The following is a 23,130-nucleotide window of genomic DNA, read 5'->3' as shown; positions in this document are numbered from 1 at the left end:
TGTTTAGGCACTGAGACCAAACAAGACTCAAACGAAAAAGGCGATGAATGATTCATCGCCTTTTTTCTTACTGATTTGGCATCTGCTGATTTGACTTAGGCTAAGCAGCTACCCAAATTGCGCTTAGATAGCGGGCACCTTAAACTCGGTACCGGCCACCTCTAACACCACATCCCTCGGGCGTATCTCGACTATCTTCAGCTTGCCGCCAATCATGTCACCCTGTTGCAGCTCGGCGCCATCCACATTCAGCCAGCGGTTCTTAGGATCGTTGGCATAGACATGGGCCAAAATATTAAACTCGGGTACCTGCAGCTGAATCCCAGCCGGTAGCTGGCCATACTTGGGCAGCTCGTCGGGCTGGGCCTCTGGAATAGGGTCCAGCTTAGGCTGGGTCACCGGGTTGGCGACGGCATTATCCTTCTCCACCTCCTTGAGCGCCGCCTCGAAGGCAGCTACCAGCTTGCTGGTATCTTTCACCACTGGGCGCTGCTCAGCTACAGGCTCGGGGGCCTGCTCGCTTGCTTGCTCCAATCCCTGATTTGCGCGCTGCTCCTCAACGTAAGCAGCGTCCAGGCCGACATCGGCCGCCGCCTCATCCACCTGGGCCTTGAGAGAGCTGAGCAGCTCTCGCCCACGCTGGTTGGCGTTGGCACCTAAAATGATCGGCTCATCTGCGCCCTGGTTATTTACATAGCCCTGATTACTTGCGGCGCTAGTGTTTACAAGGCTTTGCGCGGCCTGCTGACGCCTTGGCTGAGTGATAGATGCCGTCAAGGGTTCACTCGTCCGGGCTTGAACGCTGGGGCGCTCCACCGGCAATGGCAGGGCAACCTTACCCGCCAGTTTGATGCCTGTCTGAGGATTCTGCTCAAGAGAAAGCTGAGCGGTCTGATGTTCAGTCGCGCGCTGTTGTTGGGGCTGTTGCAGGGGCTTAGTTTGTATCTGTACCCCAGTGGTTTGTTGGCTAGATATGCTAGACACGTTAGATACTGATGCGGCCTGCTTTTGCGCGCCTAGCTCTCCCTGCCCGCTGAGCACCCAGGCGAGGGCGATGGCTCCGCCAAGACCAGTACCTAACAAGCCTAATTTGACGACCAGGGGCCACTTGGGCTGCATCGCTTCATACTGGGACCTTGGGGTGATCACAGGGTCTAGCTGTTGATCTTGCTGTTTCGCGCGGGTCACCGCATCGAGAAGGATAGACATCAGTAGCGTCCCTCGCCTTGCACTCTTCCCTGCAATCCTACTTGCTGCTCCTGCAATCTCGGGCCCTTATCGCTGAGGTAGAGATTGAGCTGCATTAAGGTCTGGCTACCGGCGATGGCGTCGGCGCGCAGGCCATGCTGACGCTGGAAATCCATCAGAGATTGCTCCAGCTCGGCATCGAAGTAGTCGACCAAACGGGCGGGCTTGTTCTGGATCTGCGCCAGGGCATTCTCCAGCCACTGGATCTGCGCTGGCGCCGAGCCTCGGCCTATCTCCTTAGGCTGATAGCTTGGTGCCTGCCACAATAGCTCGAAGGTGCCGGCAAAGTGGCGAGTAAACCAGTCTCTGTCGACCCACAGCTGCTGCTCAGCCAGTTGCAGTAATAGCTGCTCGCCCTGGCGGGACACGACGGTTCCGTAGAAGGGCTCGCCGCGCTCATCCTGCAGGTAGACCACGGCCGGATAATTGAGGCGTACCAGGGAGTGCCAGTTGCCTTGCTGCTGGAAGCAGTCTAGCCCCTGCTGCTTGGCCGACTGACAGGCGGTCAGGCCAACATAAGGTGCCTTATCCCACAGGCCGAGTATGGCGGCATAGGCGGTGTCTATGCTGCGACTCTGATTGATCGCCTGACGCAATATACGCTGATCGGCGCTCAGGCTGGCATTGCTCTCTTCGACTTGGCGGCTTGCCAGCTTGGTTTGAGTTTGTGGCTGAGTTTGTTGCTGGACGGCTTGTGAATGGTTCTGATTAGCCTGCTGCGCACCTGTCGCTGTGGGCTCATTGCCCTGCACAGCGCCAGTCTGGGCCATATTTGCCTGAGCTGTGTTTGCCTGAGCTATGCCGCCCTGCCCCTGCAGGTTAAAGAAGTAGAAGGCGCCGGCAAAGGTCGCCAGGATCAGGGTCGCGGCCGTCGCCGGCCACAGCAGTTTGCGCTGCTTGATCTCCTCGCCCAAGACTTCGCTGGCGGCGGTTCTCACCATATTGGCGTCGATAGGCACCTTAGACTGGGCATAACCTGCCATCAGGGCACGTTCACACAAGAGGTTAATCAGACGCGGAATACCGCCACTGTATTGGTGGAGCGTCTTGATGGCACTGCGGTGAAACAGCGGCTCATGACGCCCGGCCACCTGTAGCCTGTGCTGTACATAGAGGGCGATCTCCTGCTGGGTCAATGGCAGCAGGTGATAACGTGCGGTGATGCGCTGGGCCAGCTGCCTGAGCTCCTGACGCTTGAGTAGCTGTTGTAGCTCCGGCTGACCGATTAGGATCACCTGCAGTAGCTTCTTGGTATCTGTTTCCAGGTTGGTCAGCAGCCTAAGCTGCTCCAGCACCTCGGCCCGCAGATGCTGCGCCTCGTCGATGATCAGGACGGTATTGCGCCCCTTCTCATGGTTAGCCAGCAGGAACTGACTCAGCTTATCGGTGAGCTGTTTCAGGGTGGGCGACTCGCCATAATGCACCCCCAGCTCGTCACACAGGGTGGCCAGCAGCTCAAGCTCGGTCAGCGAGGGGTTGAGGATAAAGGCGGTATCGGTATTTTCAGGCAGTTGGTTGAGCAGGCAGCGCGACACTGTGGTCTTTCCCGTGCCCACCTCGCCGGTTAACAAGACAAAACCACCGGTTTCACCCAATCCATAGGTTAAATGAGCCAACGCCTCACGATGCCTGTCACTCAGGAACAGATAATGAGGGTTGGGTGCGATCGAAAACGGGTTATCGCTTAGTCCGTAAAACGCCTTGTACATGCCGTCTCAGTCCCAAAATAGTAATGACGGTTCAAATTAATCCCTAGGGGAGACGTTGTCAAAAATTCCCCCCAAATAATTGCGCTAAAGCCGCGCCTCGAGCCAGCTATCTAAGCCGCGAAAGGATGCGATTTAACAACTTGCCATGATAAGCTTAGGCCAATACAAAGATTTCCCTTGGTGAGACGTGAAGATCTATTTAGTTGGCGGCGCCGTCCGCGACCAGTTACTCAATATTCCCATTAAAGATCGTGACTACATGGTGGTGGGCGCCACAGTGCAGGAAATGCTCGATAAAGGCTATCGTCAGGTGGGCAAAGACTTCCCCGTATTTCTCCACCCTAAGACACAGCAAGAATATGCCCTAGCGCGCACCGAGCGTAAGACAGGCGTCGGCTATGGCGGCTTTAGCGTCTACGCGGCGCCCGATGTCACCCTGGAGGAAGACCTGCTGAGGCGGGATCTCACCATCAACGCCATCGCCCAGGATGAAGCGGGGCAAGTCTTCGATCCCTATGGCGGACAGGCCGATATCGAGCAGCGCCTGCTCAGGCATGTGTCGGATGCCTTCGTCGAGGATCCGCTACGGGTGCTCAGGGTCGCCCGCTTCGCCGCCCGTTTTCAGCCCCTGGGCTTTAAGGTCGCCCCAGAGACCATGGCACTGATGCAACGCATCGCCACAAGCGGTGAGCTCGAGGCGCTAACGCCTGAGCGGGTATTTCAGGAGCTGGATAAGGCGCTGAGCACAGAGGCGCCCCAGGTGTTCTTCGAGGTGCTCAGAGAAGCTGGCGGCCTGGCGATACTCTTTCCCGAGATAGAAGCCCTGTTTGGCATCCCTCAGCCAGAGCAGTGGCACCCAGAGATAGATACCGGCATACACACCCTGATGGTGCTTGAGCAAGCCGCCAGACTCAGCCAGGACAAGCAGGTGCGCTTCGCCGCCCTGGTACACGACCTTGGCAAGGCGCTGTCGCCCAAGGAACATCTGCCGAAACATCACGGCCATGGCCAAAAAGGCCTGCCCCTCATTCGCGCCCTGTGCGAGCGCTTTCGCGTCCCTAACGACTACCGGGATCTGGCCCTGCTGGTGAGCGACCAGCATCAGAACATCCATAACGCCTTCGAGCTGCGAGCCGAGATCATGGTCAAGCTGTTCGACAAGGCCGATCTCTGGCGTAAGCCCGAGAGACTGCCGCAACTCCTGCTGGCCTGCGAAGCCGACAGCAAGGGACGCACAGGCCTGGAGGAGCGCCCCTATCCCCAAGGGGCCTATGTGCAGCACTGTTTTGAGCTTGCGCGCAATGTGGCGATAAAACCTATCATAGAGGCGGGATTTAAGGGCGCCGATATCAAGGCGGAATTACACAAGCAAAGGGTCGAGGTCATCGAGCAGTACAAGCGAAAAACCGCCGTAAATGCAAAGCCATAGCTAATCGAAGGTTAAGTTTTAGTGATCATTAGCCAAAATTTGAGCAAAAACCCTCGACAAGCTTGATTTTGCACAATCATGAGATATTGTATTACGACCTTAGGGTGAAAATTCATAGCAAAATAAAATGGCTATGACATAATTAACCAGTTGCAGTTGTACTTTTCGGCTGCTCCAACTCAATCCAACTTATTTAAAGGGATTTCCCAATGAACAAAAAAGTACTGATGATTGCTGGCGTAGCAATGACTGCCCTTCTTGGTGGTTGCGCAAACACTACTGCTCTAGAAGAAAGCGTTGCTAACCTAGGCAACAAAGTTGATCAATTATCAGCTGAAGTTAGCTCTCTGAAGTCTGAGCAAGGTGCTCTTGCTGCTGACGTTAAAGATGCAAAAGCTGCTGCGATGGACGCACAAGCTGAAGCTAAGCGTGCTAACGACCGCATCGACAACATCGCTTCTTCTTACAAGAAGTAATGTGTCTGTAAGTTAAACTTATTAATCAATAAGTTAACTTGTGAGGCTTGGTTTAAGGTGACTAATAGTGACACGCATAGTGACACACACCTAGCCAAGCCTTAATTTTTTCCACCATTCAATAGCTAAGCAAAATGACTTTTTAGCACCTTATAGACAAAGTACTCTCACCCTAGCTATCACTACCTCGCTATTTATCCCCACAGCACTATATCGTGATCCAAAATGCTCAATCGGCATCTAACACTAAAAACCAGATAAATGGATAAAATTCATAATTATACGATTTTAGAAAAGTGATCCTTTTCCGTTTCGTTTTGACAGTGCCTGTTTTTACAAATGATCCAAACAGCGGGACTAACATCGCTCGGTGACAAGGAAAGGCGTTTAAAAGTTTGCTGGTGGAAGATGTATGAAGTAAAAAGCAAACTGCATCCATTTGAACGCAGCTTGCTTTCTGTTACTTGCCGGAACTCCCTAGCCTCTCAAGAGATTAGGTGCGATACCCACTCAACATGTCAAAGATAACGCGCGCAAACTGCTTGGTCTTATTTGGGTCAGACAACAACTGCATCATCTGCTCTTGGTGAGCCTCATTACTATTCAAAATCGCGTCATCAATCGCACGCGGGAAGTCACCCAGCATGGCTTGTTCGCGGGTGTTATTAGCGATTTGGCTCATTACCATTTCGTTCTCGGTTAGCTTGTCACGCACCGTAAAGGCATAGTTGATCATGTCTTTATCAGTCAGGTTGTCGGTAACAAACACCTCGTTCAGTCGCTCGATGATATGAGACAGGAATTCTTCTTTCTTATCCTTTGGCTTAGCCGTGCCAACGTCATTGCTCGGTTGGAGTTTGTATTCAGGAGAATTTTCCTTTAGCTGAATATCCTGCTGACGGATCTTCGATAAGCGATAGTGGCTCATCACCACATTGTCGAGATCCAGCTCATCCTCTTCAATCACTTTCTCGCGCAGCATTGGGCGCAGGTGACGCGCATACAGGCTCAGCTTTTCCAGCTCTTTGTCGTCATAATCGACAATCTGCGACATAAATTCATAGAAGCGTACAAAGCTGCCTAAATCCTTTTTGAAGATCTCAAGACGGTCTTTCTCTTGCTTGCACTCTTTGAAGGTGTTCTCTGCATTAGCGATTAACACGGCATCGCCCGTTTTTTTAGTGCGCTCAAAGACGTTCTTGGCATGAAGGTACTCTTCTACCGCTGAGCTGTAACGCTTACGCCAGCGGTCAATGGCTGGCTTGCAGATATTGCTGATAGCAGCATTAGACTTGTTCTTGGTAAAGAAGGCATCAACGAACTGCTCTACCTCCGTCCATAAGAAAATACCACTGGTGCGCAGCTTCTCTGACAGGTCAAAAATCTTATCAGGGTCAGACACATCCTCAAGCTCTGCCACTTGGTAATAAGGCTGGAATGCATCAAGAATATCTTGTGGATCGTTATAAAAATCGAGCACAAAGGTACCAGACTCCGCTTTGCCTGGATAGGTGCGGTTTAAGCGTGAAAGCGTCTGTACACACTCAACACCTGCTAGCTTCTTATCCACATACATGGCACACAACTTGGGTTGATCGAAACCCGTCTGAAACTTGTTTGCCACCAGCATTACCTGATAATCGTCGGTATCAAACGCTTTTCGCATCTTACGCCCTTTAAGGTCAGGGTTCATATTGTGCTCGGTGAACTTCTGATCCATAAACGCAGTGCAGTCTGGATCGGCGGCGTTAAACTCCACTTCGCCAGAGAACGCCACCATAGCACGAATACCAGCATAGCCATGCTCAGCCACATACTTATCAAAAGCCAGCTTGTAGCGTACGGCTTCTTTCCGTGAGCTGGTGACCACCATTGCTTTGGCTTGACCACCCAATAAGCCCATCACGTTCTTTTTGAAGTGCTCAACAATCACTTTCACTTTCTGTGAGATGTTGTGGTCATGCAGGCGCACCCAGTTATTGAGCTTCACCTTAGCTTTGCCTGAATCAACCTCTTTGTCTTCGGCTTCCAGCTTTTGTTTGAGCTGATAGATAACCTTGTAGTTGGTGTAGTTCTTTAGCACGTCAAGAATAAAGCCCTCTTCAATCGCCTGACGCATAGAGTAGATATGGTAAGCCACTGGTAAATTGCGTTTAGACGCGGGTTGCTCTGGATCGGGTCTACGACCAAACAACTCTAGAGTCTTTGGCTTTGGAGTGGCGGTAAAGGCGTAATAACTCAGGTTAGCACTGCCCCTACGAGCCGCAACGGTAGCATCAAGAATATCCTCAGAGGAAAGTTCAGTGTCATCATCGGCTTCATCCGTCATCAATACTTCTTTGAGCTGGCGAGCCGTTGCGCCTGTTTGTGAAGAATGCGCTTCATCGGCAATGATGGCGTATCGACGCTCTTTCAGTGACGTCGAGTTCTCAATCGCCTTTAACACATGCGGGAACGTTTGAATGGTCACGATGATGATTGGCTGGGAGGTTTCCAATGCCGTCGCTAATTTCTCTGATTTCGAGCCATCGCCCTCTTTACGGTTTATACGCCCTACAACGCCATCAGCATGTTCAAATTGATAAATAGTGTCTTGTAGCTGATCATCCAAAACGGTACGGTCAGTCACCACAATGACTGAATCAAACTGCTTGTTGCCGTTGGCATCATGCAAGGTCGAGAGCTGGTGTGCTGTCCATGCAATCGAGTTGGATTTACCCGAACCCGCACTGTGTTGGATCAGGTATTTATTACCTGTACCCTCTTCAATTGCGGCGTTAACCAGCTTGGTTACCACATCCCATTGATGGTAACGCGGGAAGATCAAGGTTTCTTTCTTGGTTTTACGCCCCTCCCAATCTTCTTTTTCTTCAATTTGAAGATGAATAAAGCGCCCGATGATGTTAAGCAGGTTGTCTGGCGTTAATACTTCATTCCACAGGTAATCTGTGGCGTAGCGATTTTCATCTTCTGGAATATCATTGCCCTTACCGCCATCATGCGTGCCTTTGTTAAACGGCAGGAAAAACGTTTGGTCACCCGCCAGCTTGGTTGCCATGAAAACTTCATACTGGCTTACCGCGAAATGCACTAACGCACCACGTTTAAAGCTCAAAAGTGGCTCTGGCTTTTTAGTGGCTGGATCTTTAGGTAAACGGGTCAGTTTGTACTGCGAAATGGCGTTTTCTACCGCTTGTTTGAACTCAGATTTCAGCTCAAGGGTAGAGACAGGTAAACCGTTAACGAACAGCACCAAGTCAATGCGCCACTTCTTAGCCTTTTTACCTGTTTCCAATTCTTGTTCTTTGGTGGCATACGGACTGTAAACCAGCTCAGGTACAATACGGCAGATGTTTTGCTGGTAACGCGCCAAGGTTTCAGGGTTGAGGTTATGCTCTGGCTTAAACTGACACAATTCAAAACGGGTATTGCGAATTTTCAAACCATGACGAAGCACCCCCAAGGTGCCATAGGTGCGTGAAGCGCGATCAGTGGCGTTCTCATCTGCCTTTTTAAGCTGCGTAACCAAAGCATCAAGGAAGTGACGATCTGAATCGGTTGGGAAGACTTTGCAGAACTTCTCCCACTCTTTCGGCTGCGTCTGTTTGATAAAGGACAGCACATCCGCTTCATATAATGCCGATTCGCGGTTATAGCCCTCGCCAGTGCCTTGCACCCAGCCATTGGCAACCATCTGGCTGATAATGTCGTCCTGAAAAACTCGTTCTAGAGCTGCGTTGTTCATAACTTTTTCCGAAGATTCCATTTATTGGGCTAAAATGGTTAGCTCTTTTTTGTGCGCGAGCTGTAAACGCTCTTTCCCAACTTTGTCCGCTAGCTTGTCGTACGTTTCTTGCAAAGATTCAAACCGCGCATTTCTATCATACATCTCTAATACAAACTGGAACATTTGAAAACCGTACAGTAAATCTAACTCATCGACATTAGAACCATGAGTCCCCTCATTGCCAACAAGCTTTAGCGGCTCTAAATAGGAAGCTTCCTCAGGGTGAGTTTTAGCAAGGTTTTGTACTTTGCGGTTCAAGTTGCTACCTTCCACCAGCATATCATCACAGAACCGTTCAATTGCTCGGCGCAATTTTGAAGCCGATGACAGAGGGTCAAAATGAAAATGCTTAAACGCATTATAAAGTTCTTCTCCAATTAGCTTCGGAGTATTCGCTGACAGTGGAAAAAATGGCACTGTAGGGGAGAAATGTTCGACTTTAATCTGCTTAGCTTTAGATGTTGATTCATCAGCCCATTTTTTCGGCTCAAGCAATACGCCAGAAGCCGTTACATGTTCACCGCAATCGTTGCAGGTAAAAAAGGCATTAAAGAGAAATGGATCACCATTGATGGGATCAATAGCATCCATATATAACGTCGTAATAGTACCAAGCAACGGCAACCAAAAACCGTCACTTTCATCTATGGCATCCTGCTTTTGTTTTAGACTTGTTTGCTTAGTATACTTTTCATCACGGTATTTTCGGCTTGCCACCAACAAGGTGTCTTCTTTAATTGGTCTTAATTGAATACTGTCTTGATCAAGCTGTAGTGCCACATTATTACAGTGGGGGCAAGGTAACAACGGATAGCTATCCAATGCCGTAAAACTTGAAATCCGTTTCCAAACCGCTATGTCCATTTAATTTACCTCTTTTGTTTCTTTAGGTTTAACCCAGTAGCGTACGTCAATCTTGCCTGTGACAGCGGCTGAAATAAGAGCGGTGCGGCGTTCTTGCATCAAATTTATAGCTTTTTCCGCTTTCTTCTCGATCTCATCCAGCTTTTTACAATTAGCAAGAGCAAGATCTGTCACATACTTTTGTTTTTCATAACCAATGGCTCTTATAGGAAAACTCTTTATTTGCTCAGGGCTTATGTGAGGAACGCTAACCCCTGTTAAGTCTGCCTCTACAAAACGTTTAAATTCATTGCTAGCTAAACATAATTTTACGAAGGGTTGATATGTTCCTTCTAAGCTCCTTATCCTTGCGACTCGTTGTAGCAAAAAGCACGGTAGATCACTGTTTTTTATCTCAGCAACGCGTGCGCCAGATGAGATCCACGGACGATCCATACCAAAGACAATATCACCTTCTTCAAGCACGAACTCTTTCAACTTTGGAGCATCACTCGCAGGCCAATAAACTGTTTCATTCCATTTGATATGGTCAACACCCACATTGACTCCTCTCAAAAGTGAAATAGCATCGCTGGGCTCTTGCTTAAATCCACTACTTGGAAATGCGTACCCCGATAACAAATCAATGAAATATGATAGTTTTGCGGTTCTTTCCCCGTCCTTAGCACTCACCGCATGGCTGATCACTGCTTGGCGCTTCTCTTTCAGCAGCTTAATCAGTTGCTGCTGCTTTTCGATCAAGGTGTCAATCTTGGCGGTTTCGTGATCGAGGAAATTAGCGATTTGGGTTTGTTCTTCATACGGAGGACATGGCATTTCAATATTGTCGAACGATTCAGAGCGAACAACCTTTCTTAAACCAGTATAAAAAGGACGCAGACCTTTGAATTTATCAATGTGCAAGAAGTAATAGTTAGCATAAGCTGGATAGCACTTATCTAAGCATCCATATACGTTGTACGCACCAGTGATCATCCCATCTAAAGCAGACAAGCCAACTGTACGTGGAGTCTCATCCATATCAAACAGACAAAAAACCAAATCATTTTTTTCTACTTCTTGGTATGTATCGAAACTCTCTGGGATTTTTCCCTCCCCCGTTGAAATATCACGAGTGATGATTCCCTTAAGAGTAAGAGATAGTAATTGATACTCAGAGGATTTTTTACCCACTAGAGTTCTTTTGAGTTTTAGCATCCGTTTGATGCGTTCAACACCCCAATGTTGTGGTAAATCAGGTAGCCACCGAACGTTACTATGTTGGTATTCTGGATACGCTTGATACTTGCCCATTACGAATGTACCTCTTGCAGTAGCTTCATAATGTCTTTACTTAAATCGTCCAAATTGGCATCAATTTCTGCCAAATCACGCGGCGGCTGATAGACATAGAAATGGCGGTTGAATGGGATTTCATAACCCACCACACCAATGTCATTGTCTTTATCATCGCGTTTGTCTGCGTTAATCCATGCATCGGCAACGTGTGGTTTCACCTCGCGTTCAAAGTATCTCTCAATCAAGCGAATGGTGGTGACACTTGGATCAAGCGGCACGTTCTCGTTATCACGCAGGTCGCCATCTTGTTGGAACTCAACCACTTTGCCTTTGTACTCTTTCAAAGAGCCGCCGTAGGCACATGCCCCGTATAGCGGCTGCGCGTTTTCTTTCAGCACTTTTTTGATCACAGGCTCCGCGTCTTGGTTCTTCCATGTGATTGCATCAATGAACTGTTTCTTCTGCTTGGCGTCGAACTTGATACCAGTAGTCTTGAACACGCCTTTCAAAGTCAGCTCAAACTGGTTGAAATCGTCAGATTGCTGATACCTACCACCAAGAGCCTGTCCACCAGCGTTTTCACCAATAGCAACTTGCAGGGCTTTGGCATCATCCATCAAGGCTTTTTGGCTTAACCACAGTTTTCTGTCCAGTACGTCTTTGATTTGCTTTTCTTTCAGCTCTGGGAAGTCCGCTTTGATCAGTGCACGCACTTCGGCTTCTACTTCAATCAGTGTGCCATAAGTGTTGTCATCCCATTCTGTGCCAAACTGCTCATAAACGGACTGCATCACAGCATTAAATGGCTTAGGTGCAAAGCGCAGTGATTCCACCGCTTCATCGGTGATTTGTGCAGACAAACGCAATGGGCGCTCGATAGTCAGGCGACGGTAGCCAAACTCATGGGTATCGAAAATCTTAGCGGTCAGTGGTTTGCCGCTTTCGGTCAGGGTGTCCACCTCAACAAACTCACCAAAGTTCTTGGTGATGGCGCGGATTTCATCATCGGTCAGGAAGTGACGCTTAGAACCTAGCGACTTACGCATTTTGTGGCTTAAGTTGGCACCATTGATAAGCTGCACTTTGCCTTTACGCTCAGGGTCTTTCTTGTTGGTCAGAACCCAAACATAAGTCGCAATACCTGTGTTATAGAACATATCGGTTGGCAGCGCGACAATGGCTTCAAGCAGGTCAGCTTCTAAGATGTAGCGACGAATTTCACTTTCACCACTACCTGCACCGCCAGTAAACAGCGGCGAGCCATTTAGGATGATGCCAATACGACCGCCATCTGTGACTTGGTTATCAACATTTTTCTCCTTTTGCCAAGAGACTGGGCGCATCTTGCTGATAAGGTGCATCAAGAACAGCAGCGAGCCATCAGATACACGCGGCAAGCCAGCGCCAAAGCGTCCATCAAAGCCTTTTTGCTCGTGCTCATCTTTGATTTCGCCCTCAATCTTTTTCCAATCGACACCGAACGGCGGGTTAGACAGCATGTAATCAAACTTGTCGACTGGCAGTTGGTCATTCGATAGGGTGTTGCCTAGTTTGATACGGCTAACGTCTTGCCCTTTGATCAACATATCCGCTTTACAGATAGCGTAGGACTCTGGGTTTAGCTCCTGACCAAACGCACGCATCACCGCTTTCGGGTTGAGTTCGTGCACGTATTCCATGCCTGAAGAGAGGAAGCCGCCTGTACCCGCTGTTGGGTCATAGATGGTACGGATGATGCCATCTTTGGTTAGGGCTTCATCGTCTTCCATAAACACCAAAGAGGTCGTCAGGCGCACGATGTCACGCGGGGTAAAGTGTTCACCAGCAGTTTCATTCGAGCTTTCCGCAAAGCGGCGGATCAGCTCTTCAAACACCAAGCCCATATCGTGGTTGGAAATGCTGTTTGGGCTTAGGTCGGTGGTGGCAAACTTCTTCACCACTTTGTAAAGCAGGTTGGCATCTTCCAGCAGACCAACAAACTCATCAAACTTGAAGTGCTCGAAGATCTCACGCGCATCTTTGGAGAATGACTGCACGTACTTCTCAAGGTTCGCCTTGATGTTGCTTTGTCCCATCTTGCCAAGGTTCATTGGCGAGGTATTGAAGAACGACAAACCATCGGGTTGTGCTGGTGATTGAGTTGCACGTAGTAAGAACTTTTCCTGCGCTTCTTCCGGCAAGTTCATAGGCTTAATACGATCAAATTCGGCAACCACGGCGTCTTTGCTTGGCTCAAGCACACACTCGAGGCGACGCAGCAGAGTAAACGGCAGGATCACACGACCATATTGGGATTGTTTAAAATCGCCGCGAAGGAGATCTGCTACAGACCAGATAAAAGCGGCAGTTTGGGAAAAACTAGTATTTGTCATGTGTTCACTCATAAAAACGACTTTGAATCGAATTAACTGGTATTCATTGGTGTAGAGCTGGATTCTACGGCGTTGAAGCTAGTGGAGCAATGAATGGATACAAGTTGTTTGATTTGCCTTAATAAATTATCAACGAGAGCATTCCACCAGCATCTTCAATTAAGATATTTAAATACCGCGATCTACCTCGCCACCTCAAAGAACAACCAAAGAATGGACTTATCAAACCTTCTTCTGGATGAAAAACATCCCTTTTATTCGCCCCCTGACTTTGAGTCATTGCTTAAGCTCAATTCTGCTGGTTGAGTAATCCTTAGTCTGCGGAGGGCGGCAGCCTTTACCAACGGCTTTGGCAAAGTAGCTTATGCGGTATACCACAGCCTGGATTTGTTCAAAGTCATCGCGACTGACGTTGTAGAAGCAGTTTTTAGGTGTAAAGCAGGTACCCGCCATATCCTCCCAAACCTGATTGACCATCTCTAACACCTTGTGCGGGTATTGCACGATACGCCCATCCATAAAGAGCGCATAGTGATAATGCTGCGCTTGAGCAAGCTCCTGTTCTCGCACCCAGCAATAGCCGAGCTTCTTTATGGAATACCTCTTCTTTAATCGTTTAAATAATCGCCTATTGAATACAGTGATCCGCTTGTTATTTGGATTGTAATCCCGCTGGTGCAGGTCAAAGCGAAGCACATGCACTCGTTTATAATGACTCAGCATAATTAAGAATTGACTGATAAACCGTTTAGCCATTGAGGGATATATCCCCGAGGGTTTAGCATTGACTGACCAGGTTGCCCCTAAACAATCAATAACCGGCGAGTCGCTAACATACATAACACCTCCCCAAAAAGCGGGGAGATATTATTAAATACCCCCGCTGAAGAGGCGGCTGACATAGCCCACCGATAGGTGCCACACAGGCTACAAGCCATCTAAGACTACAAAAGTTAGGCTTACAATCCCTAAAATGATGTTTCAGGTTGTTTGCTAGCAGTAAAACAAATAAATTCAGTGCATTAACGTAATTGGTTAGCTCAAATACCATGCTATAATCCATGCGCTTGATAAGGTTGTGGTCGGCAAACTGTTAACCTTAAAAGTGATAGAAAAATGGCTCCTTCAAAGGAGCCATATTTTTTTGTCATGCTCTAAGAGAGTCAATCGTCATTGGCTGAATCCATTGGGTTTTCAATGCCCAGCTTCTCCATAATCCAGCCAAAACCGCGTCGCAACTTGATGCTTTTCAACTGCTGGCTATCACGCTGTAATTTCTCATCATTGAGCTTGCTCCACACTGAGACTTTCATGGCGAGAGGCTCTTTGAGAAACAGGTCTATTTGCTCAGGTGTCATGTAGTGCTTACTAAGCTTACCGCATTGAGCCACGCTAAAATCAATAAGGTAGCCATTTCGTAATTCACTGACATAGCCATCCTCTTTAATCACCTCAACGTCAGCTATGCCGTATCCCATAGGAGACGTTGAATAGCCATTCAACCAAAACAGCATGATCTGCCTATGTTTCTTATGCATGTTAGACAATAACTCGTGTGCAAAAGGTGCGGACTTAGGCAGGGTATCCATGTTTATCGCCAAGTCGCCGATACCAACTTCGAAATTGCTATTAATCATCATTTGCAGCCTCCCCAAACTTACCGTTAATAAACTGATCGTGTAGATCTGCTCTATACCTAACGCACCGCTTGCTATAGCGAATGCCTTTAGGGTAACGCCCCTCATTTTCAGCTCGCCATAGCCATGTACGCCCTACGCCGATAGACTCGCAAACCTGCTGCTGTGTAAGCAGACGAGGTAATGGTTCAAATTTATGCATTTTTTCTCCTGCCAGTTTTACTAGGTTTATGTTTGTGCACACTGTATGGGAGAAAATGACTAAAAAAAAACGCATAAGGGCGTAATGTGTCTTTTACGTTTAATTTGTGCTTATCCTGTTCTTCTTAGCCTTTCGTCCTTTCTCTATACCCCGTTTAGCTAAAACCACTTTTATTGCTTTTTCATAAGAGCGAATAGATATATCTATATCGTCAAGCTTTTTATCTAAGCGCCTTGCAAGGTGCGCAATCGACATCTGCTTAACATAGCGAGTACCCTCAGCCTCTAGGAGCTCAGCTATAAATTCATCAGCCTTTTCTTCGTGTTTTAATGTCGTTTTTGTCTTTGTACCTTCTTTATTTATGCTGTTTTGAATACGTTGGTGTTTCTTGCGGGCTCCATCATTGATGACCGACCCCAGGCTTTGACCTAGGTCTTCGGCTTGAGCAATAACCCGCCAAAAGGCGAACAATAAATCGAGTAAGATTAACTGCATCGATGGCAAATCTGGGCTAGAAAAGGCAAGTGAGTTTATGTCAGGAAGGGGGATTTCTTTTGCGAGAACCCTATCTTTCAAAGAGTAAATGATGCTAATTTCTTCGGAGTTACCAACAGGTTCAAGCAGATGCTTATTGGCTTGGAAAGCCTTGGCTAATAGCTCTTCTCTGGACACATCCAACCGGCTACACGTATCAATAATCACATCGTCAAACGTTTTAAGTACATAAACTAATTGCCTGAGCTGCTCCTCTATAACCCGCTCATTCCTTGCATCAATAGACTCTTTCTTTTTGGCTGCCCTTCTCTTGCGCTCGTCTGAACTGGCTAGCGGTGGAGGTCTACGCTTGGATTCGGCTTGAGGCTTAATTTCAGAGTTGCTCATAATTTTTCCTTTTAAAGGGTAAAAAAATGACAATACAGAAGAACATCCTCCTTTTTATTTTCACGCTTCACAAATCAAGAGAAAAACCTTTGTTATCAACAGCCTGATCACCTAGTATTGTTCAAACTTATCTAATAAAAACAACATTAAAAATCCCTGCCACAACCAGTAAAATTTAGAGCGACAAATAGAATTGAATGTATAAATAATGAGCGGCAGTATAACTAAGAGAACTCCTTGCACCGATTAAAGATACTTTTAAGGAATCAGAATGGCATTAGCGTCAGAGATAAAGTGCACCCAATGCGAGTTTTCCTGCCTATCCTCGGTGACTTGGGGACCCAAATACTATCTAACGGCTAACAATGAAAAAATATCAGTGAATCGCAAGCTGGGGTGGTGCTTTGATTGCGGCTCAATTGCCCCTGTCGAAAGCTTAGATGACGAAGCTCTGGTCGCTATACAGATTGATAAATTAGAGCAAAGCCGAAAATGTCGCTTAATGCATCATATATTTAGGGTAATTTCTCCATCGTACCGCACTAAAATGAAGAAACTAAAGGCACTAGAGATACGCCTAATGATCATAAAAACACGAGCAGGTAAAGAAGTGTGCCTGAAATGCGGCACTAGAAAAATCTTAAATTTTAGCCAAGAAGCTAGAGCAGCCTTACAGACCCCAAACCACCCAATAGTCCCCCATCCTGGCTGTTCAAAAAACGGGAACCTCTATTCTGAACCTTCAATGTACTTGAGCATAAAGATGTCGCCGAAATACTATAATACTGAGGGTCAGTCCATTGAGCCCCAAAGCTAAAGCGATTTTAAAGCAGGCTTGTTAACAATTCACGATCAGCTAAGACTAAGCTTTTGCATAGGTCAACCACGTATCGCACTGTGCAAGAAAACAATATTGTCAGAAGTCCCCCTGATAATTTCTAGTCTTTCCAACCAAAGTTCCATCGCTGCCTCCTTTTCTACCAGATAGTCGCTGCGATTATAGATACCAGCCACACCTTTCAACACATGCCCAAGCTGTGACTCGATGACATGAGGCATAACACCTAAATCCGCTAAACCCGTCGCTACTGTTCTTCGAATATCATGTAGAGTCCATTTCTCTTGATGCCCTAACTTTTTGTATATCGATCCCCCCCAAACAGCCACAGCCTTGTCTGTTTTAACTTCTGCGAGCAAATAGTCACTCCCCTGCGCCTTAGCATCTTCTATGAGGCTCTCTATCCAAGGTATAAGTGCAACGGGAATGCAGCGCTTAATTTCCGTCTTAGTTTTGCTATTCGACTTAGGTACCGTCCATATCCTGGCGTCTAAATCCCACTCGGCAATTTGCGACAATCTGACTTCGTTAGTTCTACAGCCAAAACAATACAGTAGCTTAAGCATGTGTTGGTAATAAGGAAGGCAACACTTAGCCTCGACCCAATTGACTAGATCTCGTAGTTCTTGCCAATTACCATCTTTGATCAGTGTTCTAGATTTACTGATAGGGGTGCGTGCGCCAATGGTTTCAACGTCAATCTCATAAATATCAGCACTCGCTTTAGCATAACCGCGCTTAGCACAATACTTGAGAATCAACTTTAAATTGGAGAGCACAGTGAATGCCGCGACAGGATATTGCTTTACCCGAGCCTTTGGGAAAATCTCTAACATATTGTGGGTTTTAAGCCTATCAACAGGGAGAACTTTAACGCGCTCAGGTATCCACTTATGAAGCTGTTGACGGTTTACTTCCGCATTTCTCCGGTTGTCTACCGCATAATTATCAATCCAATAATTAACAGCATCCCAAAGCGTTATTGGCTTTAACGTCTGAGCTTCTCCTAGCTTTAGCTCTATTGCCGGGTCTAACCCCTCAGCTAACCACTGACGGCATTTATCCCGCTTCTTACGAGCGGCAGCTATCGATAAATCGGGGTACTTACCTAAGGCTAATTGCTTTGGGCTAGTGGTTCTAGCACCAACCCTATACCTAAACAACCAAAGTGCATTGGCTTCAGGTTTATTGGAAGGCGTGAATCGAATAGACAAACCTAAGCCATCTGCGACAGATTTCGGCTTATCTTGAATCTCCTTTCTTAACCTATCAATTTTGGCTGCTGTGAGTTTGTTCTCTGCCATCTCATTCCCCATTTTAGTGACACGCATAGTGACACACACCTGAGTATACCTAGGGGAATTCAAGCGAACAACAAGAGACAAACTTTAACCATATCCGATTGAAAACAATGTAATTTATTACACAAACTCAATTTAAGTAAAACAACGAAAAACAATGATTTTGGAAATCTTACAAGAAGTAATTTGTCTGTATCGGCAACACGTCTGTGTTGCCGATATGTTTTCCCCCACTGCGTTAACTTTCAATTCTCTCCTAAGCTCGTCATCCCCACTCTTCATCTCAAGTTTCTCGAACTCAGCTCATCCTTTAAGCTTTTCCTCTAAGCTTTCTAAACCGACTGTATCTTAGTTTTCGTTTTAGCCTTTAGCACCTAGTCACGCACGGCTATTTAAGACACTCAATCCAGACCTCCACTAAAAAAACGCCCACAAAAAAGGCGCCCTATGGACGCCTTAATGATTTAACACGAATCAATCAAACCTAAGCTGCTAATCTAAGCTTCTAAAATCTAGGGAGTGATCTCTAAATCCTGAGCCGCCGTTAGCGGTGGATGTGAGATCACCATAGGGATGCCGTTCTGGGTCAGCAGGGCATCGTTTGCCTTGGTGTTATCGACGCTATCCTGGCTGATAAATTTCACCACCTTGCTGCTCAGGCTGATCACCTTCTCACGGGGCTGATCTTCCGTCTTAGACAGGGGCGAATGCACCTCGATGATCTGACGGCCATCGGGCTCAGTAGCAATCTTTACCGTTTGGTTGATCACCCGCACGCTATCGCCATATTTAGCCTGGTGGAACAGCCACTCGATATCATCTGGGTTGAGTCTGATACAGCCGGCGCTGACGCGCATACCGATACCAAAATCCTTGTTAGTGCCGTGGATCAGGTAGCTGCCATCGCCATAGGAGAGCTGCATGGCGTACTTACCCAGTGGGTTATCCGGGCCAGCAGGCACCACGGGCGGCAACACCTCGCCGCGCTCACGCAGGTGTTCGGCGCGCAGACTTGCCGGCGGCGTCCAGCTCGGGTTAGGGATACGCGCCTTGATCTTGGTGGTCATCTCTGGGGTTTCGCGGCCGATACGGCCAATGCCCACAGGAAAAACATGCACCTCGCGGCCATTCTTAGGGAAATAGTAGAGACGCAGCTCCGGCAGGTTAATCACTATGCCCTTGCGCGGCACGTCCGGCAGCAGCATCTGGGTGGGGATCACTAACTGGGTGCCCGGAGTCGGCAGGAAAGGATCCACCCCAGGATTGGTTTCCATCAACTCCAAGATACCGATATTGTATTTATCGGCGATGGTTTTGAAGTAGTCGCCCTTCTCGACCACATGGGTCTGCAGCTCACCGATGAGGCGGCCGCCATTGGCCGGCAGGGAATATACATTAGCAAGTAACTGCAGTGGTGCGAGACTCAAGATGAGCAACAGCAATTTACGCATCATCAAAACGGTTTTCCAAAAATCGAGTTAAAGGTTTGGCTCAAAGGGTAACCCGAGCCGCCGGGATTTTCTAGTGGTGAATAAATGTACTTTTACCTAAGCATCTTTCGTCGCCAGGGTGAGATAGAGATCTATCTCCAGCGCCGCAAACTCCTGCTGGGCGATCTGCCGCTTTATCTTATCGTTGGCCCGCCAGGCAAAGGGGGTCATCTCCAGCAACGTCAGCGCCTGCTCGCCGCTGAGCGCCAGGGAATAAGTAATGCGCTCGCTCGCCACCAGGGTGACACCTTTTGGCTGCTGCGGCTCACCGCCTTTCTCGGTTAAGTTAGGATAGATAAATTCTCTAATCTGCCACAGGTGACGCGGGCCCGGCGATAACCAGATAAAGGTGCCGCCAAGCTTAAGCACCCGCAGGGGCTCCTTGCCTTTAAGCGGCTTATCGAACAGGCTCACCAGATCGAAGCTGGCATCGGCGAAGGGTAGAGCCTTGAGCTGACTCTGAATCAGATTGGCCTCGGGCTGTGCCTTCGCCGCCACAAACAGGGCATTCTCCGCCTCGGCGACACCTGTCTGTTCAAAGGATTGGCCAAGCGCGTTAAACACACCAGCCAGCGCCCGCAGGTAGTAGCCCTCGCCGCTGTCGACATCCAGATGCGACAGCGTGGCATCACTAGGCAATAGCTCAGTTAGCTGACGCTGAATGGCCTCGACCACGGGGGCGAAGATACCCGATTCCAACAGGAAGTGTTTGGCACGCATCAACTGCCGTGAATCGATATGGGGTTTCTTGGGCTGACTGAACACCCAGTAACCCTGCGGCCCCTTATCGAAATGGTGCTTGTTGGCGCAGTGCAGCCCCTTGCTGCCTTGGTGCACCAACAGCGGCGCCTGGCAGAGGGGACACAAGTAATGACTATTCATAGGGCTCTCTTAATAACTTAACTTCGCGGCTATCAGGCAAAAATCACTACACACAGGATAGCCCCTAAGGCGAGGCGATAGATAACGAAAGGCGTCATCCCCATGCGGCTGATGATCTTCAGGAAGTAATGGATACAGAGATAGGCGGCCACAAACGACAGCGCCGTCCCCAGGATCAACGCCTGATAATCGATCGCCTCCTGACTGGAGAGCAGATCTTTCACCACCAAGATGGCCGCGCCCAGGCTGACGGGCACAGACATGAGAAACGAGAAGCGCGCCGCTGCCTCGCGGCTCAAGCCCAGCGCCAAGGCTGCGGTAATAGTCGCACCCGAACGTGAGGTACCAGGGATAAGCGCCATCGCCTGGGCGAAGCCAATCAGCAGCGCCTTCTTCCAGCCCACCTGAAACTCGCTAAAGCCTTCACGGTTTAACTTATCCGCCCACCACAGCAGCAGACCGAACACGATAGTCGTTGTCGCGATCACCTCGATATTTCTCAGGTGAGTCGAGATGAAGTCTTTGGCGGTAAAGCCAAAGATCACCGCGGGAATGGTTGCCAGAATGATCCACCAGGCCAGCTTGCTCTCCTGGGTCTGCTGACGCGTCACCAGGCTGCCGGTCCAGGCGGTAAACATGGAGAAGAGCTCACGGCGAAAATAGATCACCACGGCCAACAAGGAGCCGGTATTAACCGCTACGTCGAAGGTCAGCCCCTGGTCCTGCCAGCCAAGCAGCTGGGCGGGTAAGATGAGGTGGGCAGAGCTAGAGATAGGTAAAAACTCAGTCAGGCCTTGGATAAGGGCCAAGACTATTACCTGAAAAATATCCATGATTATCCTTTACGATTTGGGTCGGCTAATGAAATTAATAAGACCATTGAAATTCGACAGGCCACAGCTTCTGCTGCGACTTATCATAATTGTCCCATAGGGTCTGATAAGAAAGCTGCGCCACGGGATGGACCCGCTCGGGGGCGATCTCCGCCAGCGGCCAGAGCACGAAGGCGTTGGTGGTGATCTCGGCGCGCGGCAGCACTATGGGCGTCTCGGTCACCAAGTCGTCATAGAGCAACAGGTCGAGATCTAGGGTGCGAGGGCTAAACTTCTTTGCCCCCGGCAGCCGGCCATTATCCGACTCTATCTGTTTAAACAGCGCCACCACCTCGGCGATACCAAGCTGGGTATCGGCGGCAACCACCATGTTAAGAAAATTGCTGCCATCGAAGCCAACCGCCTCGCTCTCAAATACGCTGGAAAGGCACAGGTTATCGAAATGGGTGCTTAAGGCCTTGAGGGCGGCGTTAAAATAGCCCTCAGGGTGAATATTACTGCCGATACTGATGAAGATGCGTGCCATAAGGTTACAGATGACCTCGCTCTATCTCGACACCCACGGCCTGCGCGCTGGGCACGGCGCCGGGCTTCATCACCCTCACCTTCACCCAAGGCACGTCAAACTCATCCATCACACAGTCGGCGCAGATCTGCGCTACCGTCTCGATGAGTTCAATCGGCTTCTCGGTGATCAGGGCCGTGAGCCGGTTAGAGACGGTCTCGTAACACAGGGCATGTTGGTAGTCGTCGTTGGCAGCCGCCAGGCTGTTGTCCCAGGCCATCTCGAGGTCGATCAGCAGGTTTTGATGGATCTGCTTTTCCCACTCGTAAATACCGATCACGGTTTCGACTTTCAGCTGTGATATAAGTACCTTGTCCATGATGCCTCCCGATAGGCAAAAAATTAGGTAATAGAAGAGGTCTAATAAGCTACAAGGACCAATATGGTTATAATGCCCCGGATCACACAGATATCTGTGATTTCCCCTTTCGTGCAGCCGAAAACCCAAGTAGGATAAGCGACTGTAATGACAACGAATCAGGGATAGGAATACGGATGCCAAAATCGCCCGTTATCATTACATGGCCAATCAACCAGTGCGTAAAATACAAGGTTTAGTCAGCCGCCTCAATAACTAGGGCGGGATAATACCTTAAGAAGGATAAGGAAACCAATTTGAGCTTAACGCTGCTGACTCTAGCGATGATATTGACCGCCTACCTGGCAGGCTCGATATCCAGTGCCGTGCTAGTTTGTCGACTCAGAGGGTTACCCGATCCTCGTAGCCAAGGCTCAGGCAATCCAGGCGCAACCAATGTGCTGCGTATCGGTGGCGCCAGCGCCGCCGCCATGGTGTTACTGTTCGATATGCTCAAGGGCGCGGTGCCCGCCTATGTCGCCTTCCGTCTCGGCGTCGATGCAGTATCCCTCGGGGTGATCGCCATCGCCGCCTGTCTGGGCCATATCTTCCCCATCTTCTTTAAGTTTAAGGGCGGCAAGGGCGTCGCGACCGCCTTCGGCGCCATGGCGCCCATAGGTGCCGATCTGTCTCTGGCACTGATCGCCACCTGGGTCATAGTGGTACTGATCTGCCGCTACTCATCACTGGCCGCCATAGTCACCGCCCTACTGGCCCCCGCCTACACCTGGTATTTCGACGAGCGCTTTACCGTGCCCGTGGCCATGCTCTCCTTGCTGATCATCATACGCCACAAGGAAAACATTCATCGCCTGCTCAAGGGCGAAGAGTCTAAGGTATCGCGCAAAAAGCGCACCGACGGCAACTAAGTCTTATCCCAATTAACCCGCACAATAGCTAACCCATACAATAGCTCAGCAGTTATCTCAGCCTTTCGCTTAAGCAAAATCATACGTTCAACGAATACAAAAAAGCCCTT

At 48.8% G+C, this 23,130-nt stretch carries 18 protein-coding genes; 3 read left to right on the top strand and 15 right to left on the bottom strand.

From position 1 onward, the window contains the following. Window positions 1-123 precede the first annotated feature (123 nt). Window positions 124-1,209, bottom strand: a complete 1,086-nt coding sequence (locus K0I31_RS05100; RefSeq protein ID WP_220080124.1) for a general secretion pathway protein GspB — start codon at window positions 1,207-1,209, stop codon at window positions 124-126. After that, window positions 1,209-2,957 carry an ExeA family protein gene (locus tag K0I31_RS05095; RefSeq protein ID WP_220080123.1) on the bottom strand — a complete coding sequence of 583 codons (1,749 nt, stop codon included), beginning with the start codon at window positions 2,955-2,957 and terminating at the stop codon, window positions 1,209-1,211. Before K0I31_RS05095 ends, K0I31_RS05100 begins: the two co-directional genes overlap by 1 nt. Before the next feature lie 187 nt (window positions 2,958-3,144). On the opposite strand from K0I31_RS05095, the gene K0I31_RS05090 reads away from it, so the two are divergent. Both K0I31_RS05090 and K0I31_RS05085 read left to right on the top strand, forming a co-directional pair. Continuing rightward, on the top strand, window positions 3,145-4,386 hold the full coding sequence (locus K0I31_RS05090; protein ID WP_220080122.1) for a multifunctional CCA addition/repair protein: 1,242 nt from the start codon (window positions 3,145-3,147) through the stop codon (window positions 4,384-4,386). A 209-nt stretch (window positions 4,387-4,595) separates the two neighbouring features. Then, window positions 4,596-4,862, top strand: a complete 267-nt coding sequence (locus K0I31_RS05085) for an Lpp/OprI family alanine-zipper lipoprotein (RefSeq protein WP_011864811.1) — start codon at window positions 4,596-4,598, stop codon at window positions 4,860-4,862. Window positions 4,863-5,355: 493 nt separating this feature from the next. Here the strand turns inward: K0I31_RS05085 and K0I31_RS05080 are convergent, their stop codons facing one another. The 13 genes from K0I31_RS05080 to folB all read right to left on the bottom strand — a co-directional run bounded on the left by K0I31_RS05080 (window position 5,356) and on the right by folB (window position 22,112). Beyond that, window positions 5,356-8,607 (bottom strand): type I restriction endonuclease subunit R, encoded by a 3,252-nt coding sequence (locus K0I31_RS05080; protein WP_220080121.1) that lies wholly within the window; start codon window positions 8,605-8,607, stop codon window positions 5,356-5,358. 21 nt (window positions 8,608-8,628) lie between these two features. Beyond that, window positions 8,629-9,513 (bottom strand): DUF4145 domain-containing protein, encoded by an 885-nt coding sequence (locus tag K0I31_RS05075; protein WP_220080120.1) that lies wholly within the window; start codon window positions 9,511-9,513, stop codon window positions 8,629-8,631. Continuing rightward, window positions 9,514-10,806 carry a restriction endonuclease subunit S gene (locus tag K0I31_RS05070; RefSeq protein ID WP_220080119.1) on the bottom strand — a complete coding sequence of 431 codons (1,293 nt, stop codon included), beginning with the start codon at window positions 10,804-10,806 and terminating at the stop codon, window positions 9,514-9,516. Next, entirely contained in the window at window positions 10,806-13,163 is a 2,358-nt protein-coding gene (locus K0I31_RS05065; protein WP_220080118.1) for a type I restriction-modification system subunit M, read from the bottom strand. Before K0I31_RS05065 ends, K0I31_RS05070 begins: the two co-directional genes overlap by 1 nt. A 276-nt stretch (window positions 13,164-13,439) precedes the next feature. Next, window positions 13,440-14,003 carry a YagK/YfjJ domain-containing protein gene (locus K0I31_RS05060; RefSeq protein ID WP_220080117.1) on the bottom strand — a complete coding sequence of 188 codons (564 nt, stop codon included), beginning with the start codon at window positions 14,001-14,003 and terminating at the stop codon, window positions 13,440-13,442. A 323-nt stretch (window positions 14,004-14,326) separates the two neighbouring features. After that, window positions 14,327-14,803 (bottom strand): hypothetical protein, encoded by a 477-nt coding sequence (locus K0I31_RS05055; RefSeq protein WP_220080116.1) that lies wholly within the window; start codon window positions 14,801-14,803, stop codon window positions 14,327-14,329. Between the two features lie 298 nt (window positions 14,804-15,101). Then, window positions 15,102-15,884, bottom strand: a complete 783-nt coding sequence (locus tag K0I31_RS05050) for a hypothetical protein (RefSeq protein WP_220080115.1) — start codon at window positions 15,882-15,884, stop codon at window positions 15,102-15,104. Between the two features lie 879 nt (window positions 15,885-16,763). Next, complete coding sequence (locus tag K0I31_RS05045; protein ID WP_220080114.1) at window positions 16,764-18,026, bottom strand: tyrosine-type recombinase/integrase; 1,263 nt, start codon at window positions 18,024-18,026, stop codon at window positions 16,764-16,766. A gap of 509 nt (window positions 18,027-18,535) precedes the next feature. After that, window positions 18,536-19,477 (bottom strand): L,D-transpeptidase family protein, encoded by a 942-nt coding sequence (locus tag K0I31_RS05040; protein WP_220080113.1) that lies wholly within the window; start codon window positions 19,475-19,477, stop codon window positions 18,536-18,538. Between the two features lie 93 nt (window positions 19,478-19,570). Continuing rightward, a complete protein-coding gene (locus K0I31_RS05035) occupies window positions 19,571-20,395 on the bottom strand; it encodes a putative RNA methyltransferase (RefSeq protein ID WP_220080112.1) in 825 nt (274 codons plus the stop codon). A 32-nt stretch (window positions 20,396-20,427) separates the two neighbouring features. Then, window positions 20,428-21,228, bottom strand: a complete 801-nt coding sequence (locus K0I31_RS05030) for an undecaprenyl-diphosphate phosphatase (protein ID WP_220044510.1) — start codon at window positions 21,226-21,228, stop codon at window positions 20,428-20,430. Between the two features lie 34 nt (window positions 21,229-21,262). After that, window positions 21,263-21,754 (bottom strand): 2-amino-4-hydroxy-6-hydroxymethyldihydropteridine diphosphokinase, encoded by a 492-nt coding sequence (folK, locus tag K0I31_RS05025; protein WP_011864807.1) that lies wholly within the window; start codon window positions 21,752-21,754, stop codon window positions 21,263-21,265. 4 nt (window positions 21,755-21,758) lie between these two features. Then, complete coding sequence (folB, locus tag K0I31_RS05020; RefSeq protein WP_011864806.1) at window positions 21,759-22,112, bottom strand: dihydroneopterin aldolase; 354 nt, start codon at window positions 22,110-22,112, stop codon at window positions 21,759-21,761. A 296-nt stretch (window positions 22,113-22,408) separates the two neighbouring features. Here folB and plsY point away from each other — a divergent pair, with 296 nt between their 5' ends. Continuing rightward, entirely contained in the window at window positions 22,409-23,020 is a 612-nt protein-coding gene (plsY, locus tag K0I31_RS05015) for a glycerol-3-phosphate 1-O-acyltransferase PlsY (protein ID WP_011864805.1), read from the top strand. Window positions 23,021-23,130 lie beyond the last annotated feature (110 nt).

Origin of the sequence: Shewanella spartinae, assembly GCF_019457555.1 — a bacterium.
Lineage (GTDB): Bacteria > Pseudomonadota > Gammaproteobacteria > Enterobacterales > Shewanellaceae > Shewanella > Shewanella loihica.
Note: the sequence above shows the minus strand (reverse complement) of the source record. Positions and strands in the feature narration are given on the sequence as shown.